The 8,823-nt window shown below is 69.4% G+C and carries 13 protein-coding genes; 6 read left to right on the forward strand and 7 right to left on the reverse strand.

All coding sequences use genetic code 11. From position 1 onward, the window contains the following. Positions 1–227: 227 nt before the first annotated feature. Together DM816_RS37525 and DM816_RS37530 are read right to left on the reverse strand one after the other, a co-directional pair. On the reverse strand, positions 228–692 hold the full coding sequence (locus tag DM816_RS37525; protein ID WP_162908240.1) for a hypothetical protein: 465 nt from the start codon (positions 690–692) through the stop codon (positions 228–230). Next, positions 682–1,044: a DsrE family protein gene (locus tag DM816_RS37530; RefSeq protein WP_117215261.1), complete on the reverse strand. Its 363-nt coding sequence runs from the start codon at positions 1,042–1,044 to the stop codon at positions 682–684. The genes DM816_RS37525 and DM816_RS37530 overlap by 11 nt, the downstream gene beginning before the upstream one ends. 23 nt (positions 1,045–1,067) lie before the next feature. Here DM816_RS37530 and mtfM point away from each other — a divergent pair, with 23 nt between their 5' ends. From mtfM to DM816_RS37545, 4 genes are read left to right on the forward strand one after another with little or no spacing between them, the layout of a single operon-like run. Next, the gene (mtfM, locus tag DM816_RS45410; protein WP_281274401.1) at positions 1,068–1,172 is read left to right on the forward strand and encodes a small membrane protein MtfM; all 105 of its coding nucleotides are present in this window, start codon (positions 1,068–1,070) and stop codon (positions 1,170–1,172) included. After that, entirely contained in the window at positions 1,169–1,765 is a 597-nt protein-coding gene (locus tag DM816_RS37535) for a heme-binding beta-barrel domain-containing protein (protein WP_117215262.1), read from the forward strand. Before mtfM ends, DM816_RS37535 begins: the two co-directional genes overlap by 4 nt. Then, complete coding sequence (locus DM816_RS37540; RefSeq protein WP_211589023.1) at positions 1,752–2,717, forward strand: Gfo/Idh/MocA family protein; 966 nt, start codon at positions 1,752–1,754, stop codon at positions 2,715–2,717. The genes DM816_RS37535 and DM816_RS37540 overlap by 14 nt, the downstream gene beginning before the upstream one ends. Before the next feature lie 51 nt (positions 2,718–2,768). Next, positions 2,769–4,079, forward strand: coding sequence for an MFS transporter (locus DM816_RS37545; RefSeq protein ID WP_162908241.1), 1,311 nt, complete (start codon positions 2,769–2,771; stop codon positions 4,077–4,079). Between the two features lie 49 nt (positions 4,080–4,128). Here the strand turns inward: DM816_RS37545 and DM816_RS37550 are convergent, their stop codons facing one another. The 5 genes from DM816_RS37550 to DM816_RS37565 all read right to left on the reverse strand — a co-directional run bounded on the left by DM816_RS37550 (position 4,129) and on the right by DM816_RS37565 (position 7,363). After that, positions 4,129–4,464, reverse strand: coding sequence for a DUF1416 domain-containing protein (locus DM816_RS37550; protein ID WP_117215268.1), 336 nt, complete (start codon positions 4,462–4,464; stop codon positions 4,129–4,131). A 5-nt stretch (positions 4,465–4,469) separates the two neighbouring features. Then, positions 4,470–5,312, reverse strand: coding sequence for a sulfurtransferase (locus DM816_RS37555; protein WP_117215264.1), 843 nt, complete (start codon positions 5,310–5,312; stop codon positions 4,470–4,472). Positions 5,313–5,469: 157 nt separating this feature from the next. Then, positions 5,470–5,559, reverse strand: coding sequence for an Ms5788A family Cys-rich leader peptide (locus DM816_RS45580; RefSeq protein ID WP_342768798.1), 90 nt, complete (start codon positions 5,557–5,559; stop codon positions 5,470–5,472). Between the two features lie 50 nt (positions 5,560–5,609). Then, on the reverse strand, positions 5,610–6,317 hold the full coding sequence (locus DM816_RS37560; RefSeq protein ID WP_162908242.1) for an LmeA family phospholipid-binding protein: 708 nt from the start codon (positions 6,315–6,317) through the stop codon (positions 5,610–5,612). After that, positions 6,314–7,363 carry a hypothetical protein gene (locus DM816_RS37565; RefSeq protein ID WP_425455326.1) on the reverse strand — a complete coding sequence of 350 codons (1,050 nt, stop codon included), beginning with the start codon at positions 7,361–7,363 and terminating at the stop codon, positions 6,314–6,316. The genes DM816_RS37560 and DM816_RS37565 overlap by 4 nt, the downstream gene beginning before the upstream one ends. 245 nt (positions 7,364–7,608) lie before the next feature. Between DM816_RS37565 and DM816_RS37570 the strand changes: the two genes are divergently transcribed. Continuing rightward, on the forward strand, positions 7,609–8,367 hold the full coding sequence (locus DM816_RS37570) for a winged helix-turn-helix transcriptional regulator (protein ID WP_246002579.1): 759 nt from the start codon (positions 7,609–7,611) through the stop codon (positions 8,365–8,367). 71 nt (positions 8,368–8,438) lie between these two features. Then, a partial coding sequence (locus DM816_RS37575; protein ID WP_246002580.1) for a GNAT family N-acetyltransferase occupies positions 8,439–8,823 on the forward strand: 385 nt, incomplete at its 3' end.

Raw genomic sequence — 8,823 nt, forward strand, 5'->3', positions numbered from 1 at the left:
TATGACTCAACGTTTTCGCAGCGGCTGAGCCCGGATCGCTGCGCGCCCGGCCTCAGCCGCGCCAAGAGCACGGCTTCGCCTGAACGGAGTTGAACCTTTTCGCAGCGGCTGAGCCCGGATCGCTGCGCGCCCGGCCTCAGCCGCGCCAAGAGCACGGCTTCGCCTGAACAGAGTTGAACCTTTTCGCAGCGGCTTGAGCACGGCTTCGCCCGAACAGAGTTAGAAGCCTAACGCGGTCTGCATCCGGTCTTGATCTGGATGGTGATCGAACCGGGCGCGGTGATGCTGCCGCGCACGGCCACGAACTCGCCCGCGTCGGCGAAGAAGCCCTCGGGCGAGCCCTCACCCGGGCGCAGGCTCGCACCGTCCAAAGTGGAGGCCAGGCGGGAGATGGCCCCGCTCTCGGAGCCGACCGGCCCGGACAGCGCGAGGCCGCGGGTGGCCAGCACACCGTCGCGCACCAGCGACACCTCGCAGGGCTCCTCGCGGTACCCCTCGTCAAATAATCGCCAATCGGCCGGGACGTTGCCGCTCAGCCGGCCCACCACCTGGTCGACGGTCGCCTTCGCCTGGCCGAGGTCGCGTTGCTCGCGGGTGGTCGCCGGGCTGCGAAACGACGACCAGGCACCGAGGATCACCAGCAGCACGCCCCACGCGCCGGCAATCGTCCACCACAGGCTTCTAGTAGACAAGGGCCTGCACATCCTCGCCCATGCACTCCTCGACGAACGCGGCCGCGCCCGCGATGCGGATGCCCTTGAGCACGTCGGCCTCGGTGATGTCGCGGCGCCTGGCGCACTGCGTGCAAAGGGTGACCGAGCCCGCCTGGAGCACCGCTTCCAGCAGATCGGGCAGCGGGGCCGAGTGCGGCAGCTCAAACGCGGCGGCCCGGCCGGGCAGGGCGAACCAGCTCGACTCGCCGGTCAGCCAGAGGCTCGTCTGCACACCCGCCGCGACCGCCGTAGCCGCCACGGTGAAGGCCTGGGCGCAGCGCTCCGGCGCGTCGGCGCCGGCGGTGACCTTGACAACCAGCTTGCGTGTCATACCTCCAGCCTAAGATGTCTGGTGTGGTCACCGAGATTGGGTTCGTCAGCCTGCTGGTCGTGGGGTTCGGCCTGCTCTCCGGCGGCTTCTTCTACTTGGCACTGAAGATCGCGAGGGGTCGCTGGTGAGCGATAAAGAGGAAAATCCGCTGGGGCCGCCGCCCTGGCTCAACGCGCCGCCGGTCGACCCTTACCCGTTCGAGGAGACCCACGACCTGAGGCACGGGCCCGATCTGCATCCCGCCCTGCTCGGCCTGCTGCCCTACATCGGGCAGTGGCGGGGCCGGGGCCGGGGCGGCTATCCGTCGCTGGAGGCCGACTTCGATTACGGGCAGGAGATCCGGATCAGCCACGACGGCCGCCCGTTCCTGTTCTACGAGTCGCGTTCATGGCTGCTCGACGAGGAGTCCAAGCCGATCCGCCCGGCCGGCCGCGAGGTGGGCTGGTGGCGCCCGGTCGGCGAGGGCCAGGGCGACGACATCGAGGCGCTCATGATGAGCCCGACCGGCATCATGGAGCTCTATCTCGGCCGGCTCGACGGGTTGCGGCTGGAGATGGGGACCGACTTCGTCGGGCGCACGCCCACGGCCAAGGAGGTCCGTGCGGCGCATAGGCTTTTCGGCATCGTGGAGGGCGCATTGCTTTACGCACACGAGATGGCGGCCGTCGGCCAGCCCATGTCACCCCACCTGAGCGCGAGGTTGATCCGTGTCGGCGGCTGATATTCGCTGGGGCATCCTGGCCACCGGTGGCATCGCGGCCCGGTTCGCCGAGGACGTGCAGGCCAACGGCATGACGGTCGGCGCGGTCGGCTCGCGCACGCCGCAAAAGGCAGAGGAGTTCGCGCAGCGGTTCGGCATCCCGCGCGCCTGGGGCAGCTGGTCCGAGCTGGCCAACGACCCGGGCGTCGACGTGGTTTACGTGGCGACCCCGCACTCGCACCATCACGAGGCGAGCCTGCTGTGCCTGCGTGCGGGCAAGCCGCTGCTGGTGGAGAAGGCGTTCACGCTCGATCTGGCCCAGGCGCAGGATTTGGTGACCACTGCCAGGTCGCTCGACCTGTTCCTGATGGAGGCGATGTGGACGCGCACGCTTCCGGCCACGCTGCGCATGCTGGAGCTGATCGGCAACGGCGCGATCGGTGAGGTGACCGCGGTGCAGGCGGCGTTCGGGCTGGGGGTCGACTTCGAGCCCAGCCACCGGCTGCGCGACCCGCTGCTTGGCGGCGGCGCGCTGCTCGACCTCGGGGTCTATCCGGTGACGTTCGCCCAGCTGCTGCTCGGCACGCCGCATCACGTGCGCGCCTGGTCCCACCTGCACCCGGAGGGCACCGACGCCCGCACCGGCATCGTCCTCGGCTTCCCGACCGGCGCGGTCGCGACCCTCTACTGTGGAGTGTCCGGCGACGTGCGCGCCGCCACGGTCGTCGGCACCCGGGGGCGCATCGAGTTCCCACACGGCTTCCACGCCGCCGACCGCTTCGTGCTGCACCGGCCGGGGCATCCACCCGAGGAGATCACGACCAAGGCCGCCGGACTGCAATACCAAGCCGCCGAGGTGGTGCGCTGCCTGCAACTGGGGCTTAAAGAATCTCCTTTGGTGCCGCTCGAGGCCACGCTCAGCGTGATGCGCACGCTGGATGCCGTGCGGGCCCAGATCGGGGTCTATTACTAGGCCGGCAACGGCGGGGCAGCGCGAAACCACGACATCCGTCACTATGTGGCGGTGCGACGGCTGCTCATCAACCGCAACTACGCCCGGATGTGGTTCGGCTATTCGATCTCGGCGCTCGGCGACCAGATCTTCCATACGACCGTGCTGCTGTGGATCGCGACCGTGCTGCTCAAGGATCACCGCTTGGCGCCGGTCGCGGTCGCAGGCGTGGTCATGATGGTGTCGGTCGCGACCATCCTGGTCGGGCCGTTCGCCGGGGTGCTCGTCGATCGGTGGGACAAACGCCGCACCATGCTGGCGACCGATATGTTCCGGGCGGTGGTCGTCGGGGCGCTCACGCTGTTTGCCTTCCTGCCGCCCGGCGCGGTCGGCGTCACGGCCAACCTCGCGATGATCTACGGCACGATCCTGCTCACCTCGGCCGCGACGCAGTTCTTCCGGCCCGCCTGGTTCACGCTTACCAGCGATGTCGTGCCAGGCGAGGCCGACCGGGCGCGGGCGGCCGGGATCGGGCAGCGCACGATCGCCACCATGGTCATCATCGGCCCGCCGATGGCCGCCCCGCTTCTGTTCGCGTTCGGATACCAGTGGGCGCTGCTGCTCAACGCCTTGTCGTTCCTCGTTTCCTATTTGGCGGTACGCGGTGTCCGCCCGCCCGACACGCCGCCTTCACCAGACGCGGAAAGGCCGGGCATGTGGCCCGAGTTCAAGGCCGGGCTGCGTTTCCTGTTGGCCAACCGCGTGCTCGTCGCGATGCTCCTGTCGGCGGTGATCGTCACGGCCGGCGCGGGCTCGCTGAACACCCTCGATGTGTTCTTCGTGACCGAAAACCTGCATGCCCCGCCCGACTTCTACGGCTTCCTCGCCACGGCCGAGGGCGTGGGCATCGTGGTCGGTTCGCTGCTCACCGGCTGGCTCGTGGCCAGGCTCGGTGGCATCCGGGTCTTCTGGGCGGGCCTCATCGCCACCGGCGCCATCATCGTGGTGTACGCGCGCCAGACCTCGCTCGTGCCCGCAATGGTGATCCTGGCGGCCGTCGGCACGACCATGGGCGCGGTGAACGCGTCCATCGGGCCGATCCTCATGGGCACGGTGCCGCGCGAGCTCATGGGCCGCGTGGTCTCGGCGTTCGCGCCGGTGCAGCAGATCGCTGGGATCCTGAGCTCGCTGATGGTGGGCTGGCTTGCCGCCACCGTCCTGGGTGGATTGCGACTGACCGTGGGGCCGGTGACGTTCGGCCGCCTCGACGCCATCTTCACGTGCGCGGGCCTGCTGTTCATCGCCGGAGGCCTGGCCTCGGCCATCGCCCTGCGCGCGCCGCGCGATGGCCCCGGCCGAGCCGGCCAACTGACCGGCACGTAAAAAGGGGGCCCGCACGGTGGTGCGGGCCCCCTTTGGGGAGGGCATTGCGTTAGCTGACGGTGACCGACAGCTGGTTGACGCCACGGTCGGCCACGACCTCGGCGTCGCCGTTTCCAAAGCGCGAGAGCGCGCGCAGCGTCCACGTGCCGGGCGCCGCGAAGAACCGGAACTGACCGGCCGGCGACGTCACCACCTCGGCCGTGAACTCGCCGGAGCGGTCGAGCAGCCGGACGTAGGCGCCCGCCACCGGCTCGCCGGTGGCGGCGGTCACGATGCCGGTGATGACGGTTTCCTTCTCCAGGTCAACGCTCGCCGGGAGCGGTGCGGCCTGATCGGGTGCGGCGCAGCCGTCGGCCGTCGTCGCAGCAGCGGTCGGAGCAGTCATCGCAATCACGCCTCTCCGGGCTCGTCGCCCAGTGCCACCGGCACGCCAACCAGCGAGCCGTATTCGGTCCACGATCCGTCGTAGTTCTTCACGTTCTGCTTGCCGAGGATCTCCTGCAGCACGAACCAGGTGTGCGAGGAGCGCTCACCGATGCGGCAGTAGGCGATCGTCGGCTTGCTGTCGTCCACAAACGAGTAGATGTCGGCCAGTTCGGCGTCGGAGCGGAAGGTGCCGTCCTCGTTGGCCGCCTTGGACCAGGGCACGCTGACCGCGGTCGGGATGTGGCCGGCCCGCTGCGCCTGCTCCTGCGGCAGGTGGGCGGGGGCGAGCAGGCGGCCCGCGTATTCATCGGGGGAGCGGACGTCGACCAGGTTGTTGTTGCCGATCGCGGCCACGACGTCGTCGCGGAAGGCGCGGATGGACAGGTCCTGCTCCTGCGCGGTGTAGCTCTTGGGCTCGCGCTGCGGCACGTCCTTGACCAGGGGGCGCGCGTCGAGCTCCCACTTCTTGCGCCCGCCGTCGAGCAGCCGCACGTCGCCGTGCCCGTAAAGCTTGAAGTACCAGTACGCGTAGGCGGCGAACCAGTTGTTGTTGCCGCCGTAGAGGATCACGGTGTCGTCGTTGCCGATGCCGCGCGCGCTGAGCAGCGCCTCGAACTGCTGCTTGTTGACGAAGTCGCGGCGGACCGGGTCCTGCAGATCGAGCTTCCAGTCAAGCTTGATCGCGCCCGGGATGTGGCCGCCGTCGTAGGCCGTGGTGTCCTCATCGACCTCGACGAAGACGACATTGGGTGCGTTGAGGTTCTTCTCGGCCCAGTCGGCTGTGACGAGGGCTGATTCACGACTCATGGAAATGTCTCCCTGTATGCCTGTGTGGATATTGCGGAGGATCCATGATCGAATATGCCTCGCATGGATCCGTGGGCTCGGAACGTATGCGACGGCGGCTTGACTCGACGATGAGAGAAGCGGAGAAGGAGTGCGCGCTAAAGAAGCCGGGCCACCGTCAGAGGACGGGGCAACACAGGCACGTGGCCACGCGGCACAGGTCGACCGCGCGCCGCTTGGTCAGCAGCGGACTCATGCCGCCGACCATATCAGCCCCGCCGCGATTTCCGGAATGTGTCGTCCATCATTCGGGAGATTTCAGTTCAGCGGTACCTCGGTCGCGGTCATGCCGATCTCCAGACCCGTGGTCGCCGGCGTGACGCTGGACAGCTGAAGCTGGAACGGCATCTGCGGCAGGCTGAACGTGGCCGCGCCGAGACGGCTCTTGTACTGGTTGAGGACCGCGTTGGTGCTCGCATTGGCGTTGGCGGCGGTCAGCTCGGTCACCTGGATGCGCACCCTGCCATCGATCACGGTCACCCTGGCCGCGCCCGTCAGCAGGCCCGCGACCGGCACGTTGCCGCTGATCCGCAACACGTTTCCGTCGCCGCTCATGGTGAGATCCCGGATGCCGCTCGCCTCGACCAGGCTCGCGTAGGACAGCGTGCCCACGCCGTCGACCCGCGTGGCGGTCACCTTCTCGGTGCCGTTGAGGATGCCGTCGAGCGAGGCGCGCACGTCATAGGCCCGCACATCCAGCTGCGGGATGGGCAGGTTGCCGGTCTTCACGTCGCGCAGGTTCACCCTGATCTCGGTGTAGTTGCCGCGCAGCACCTGGGTCAGGAACGGGTATCCCTTGACGGTGACCTCGGGCGGCGACGAGGTGATCTGCCTGGAGGCGAGCTGGGCCGACACGCGTTCGCCGATGGCCTGCTCGGCGTAGTGCGCGCCCACCCGGTCGGCGACCGCGAGCAGCACCGCCAGCACGAGCACGACCACGGCCGAGATGTTGAGCAACCGTCTCACGCACTGGCCTTCCATAGGAGGTTGGTGATGAGGTATGCCACCGGCGCGGCGAGCGCGAACCCGGCCAACGGCCCCTGCATGTGCCGGGCGAGCCACATGGTCGGCGCATCGCCCTCCAGCTCCCGCCCCGCCTCGGCAAACCCTATCGTGAGGTCGGCCAGGATCGCCGCCACGGCTGCGGCAGCCCCGACCAACGCGGCCGACTGGGGAGTGAAGAAGACGAGGTAGCGCCCCATGTATGCGGCGACGGCTGTGCCGATCATCGTCCCCAGCACGACCCCGGCGGCACCGCGTGGCACCTGCGCGGCGAGTCTGGGATAGGGCACGAACACATCGGTCAGCCGCGCGATGGTCAGCGCGACCCCGCACGAGGCCAGGCACACGGTGATCGCCTGCGTGCCCAGCGGAATCCGGACCAGCACCAGCAGCGTGGCGAACGCGACCACGCCGACCACGATGATCGTCGTGGCGCCGAGCGACTCGGTGACCCGGGCCCGCCCCTCGCGCATGGCCAGCTGCCCGATCACGCCGAGCACCAGGCCCGCGCCCGCGACCAGGCCCAGTGGCCCGATGGTCGCCTCGTGCGGGCTGTTGGCCGCGTAATCGGCCGCGAGCGCCGACAGGATGCCGACCGCGGCCACGATCTTGCCCGCTGGCGGGCGGATCGCCATGGTTGTGGCAAGTACATAGAGCACCTGCGCGCCCAGAACGACGATCGCGTAGGGCAGGCGGTGCGCCACGCCCGACGTCTGCGCACCCATGATGAGGCCGACCGTGAGCAGCGCGGCGAACCCGGCGACGGTCAGCGAGAGAAGCCTGCGGACGGGGATGTAAGGCACCGGTGGCCCATCGGTCGTCACGTCCGGGGCTGGTGCGGGGGCTGGGATCGGGGGCGGCTCAGTCGCGGACCCTGCCCGACGCCGGACCGGTCGCTCCCGGTCGCGCGTGGGCACGGGCGTCGGCGCGGCGAACCCGCCAGGCGTTGACCTGCGACCGCGCGGGCCGTCGCCCCGAGGGCCGTCATCGGGAGGGGAAGAGCCGAACACTCACCGATCCTGCCTTGGCCGACACATCCACAGCAACTCCGCACCCATGCCCCGATGGATTTGGGCTTCTTCAGGCGAAGCCGTGCTTTGCGCACCCGCTGCCGAAGAGTGCTGTGCAAGAGTGGGTCCTGTTTCACACTGGTCTTCGCGAGGAAGTCGACTATGCTCTGGGCTTAACACATTCCGTCAGTGCCGCCGGGAGCCAGCGACTCAGCGCCGCACGCGCGAGGACGGAGGGCGATCCGTTGGAGATCCTGTTATTGGTGAGCGCCCGAGCCGGCGAACCGTCGGCGGTGCTCCCATCGCTCGACCTGCTGCCCCACACCGTGCGCACCGCTCCCCGCGACGTGCGCACGCTCGTTTCCGCGCCGAGCCCCGACGCCGTGCTGGTCGACGCCCGCACCGAGCTGTCCGAGGCCCGCGCCACATGCCGCATGCTCAACGCGACGGGCCTGGGCGTCCCGCTGATCGCGATCGTGACCGAGGCGGGTCTGGTCGCCATCAACGCCGACTGGGGTGTCGACGACGTCATCCTGGCCACAGCCGGTCCGGCCGAGGTGGAGGCGCGCCTTCGGGTCGCCGTCGGCCGGTTGACCTCCGCGACGGCCGCGGCGGGCGGGCTGATCCGCGCGGGCGAGCTGACCATCGATCCCGACACCTATGCCGCCAAGCTCAAGGGCCGGCCGCTCGACCTGACCTACAAGGAGTTCGAGCTGCTGAAGTTCCTGGCGCAGCACCCGGGCCGGGTCTTCACCCGCGACCAGCTGCTGCGCGAGGTCTGGGGTTACGACTACTTCGGCGGCACCCGCACGGTCGACGTGCACGTGCGGCGGCTGCGCGCCAAGCTCGGCTCCGAATACGAGTCGATGATCGGCACGGTCCGCCAGGTGGGCTACAAGTTCGTGGTGCCGTCGGCCGGCAAGAGCTACGCGGTCGACCCCGCGCAGGAGGTCCGCCAGTTTCTGAACGCCGCCGAGGGATTGTCCTCAGTGGACATGACGTGACTGCGTGATTCTCACGTGACGTTGCCAATGGGCCGTGCTCGATTTCGAGTGCGGCCCATTAGTCTTAGTTGGTGATCAACGGCGTCGGGGTGAAGCGGCTGGACCGGCTCTCGCCCGCACAGGTCCATGCGGTGCTCGCCTTGGCGAACGCGGCCGGCGACACCGACGGGGCGCACCCGCTGTCCGAGCATGTCGTGCTGCACCTGCGGCACGGCGGTGACGAGCCCTCCGTGCACCTGGTCGCCTACGTGGGCGACGAGCTGGTCGGCTACGCGCACGTGGACGTGACCGACCGGGTGGAGGGGCCGTCGGCCGAGCTCGTGGTGCATCCGCTGCACCGGCGGCGCGGGCTGGGCCGGGCGCTGGTCACCGGCGCCGTCGAGGCGGCTGAGCGGGCCGATGCGGCGGGGCGGCTGCGGTTGTGGGCGCACGGCGATCACCCGTCGGCGAGCGCGC

The organism is Allorhizocola rhizosphaerae, from assembly GCF_003426775.1.
GTDB lineage: Bacteria > Actinomycetota > Actinomycetes > Mycobacteriales > Micromonosporaceae > Allorhizocola > Allorhizocola rhizosphaerae.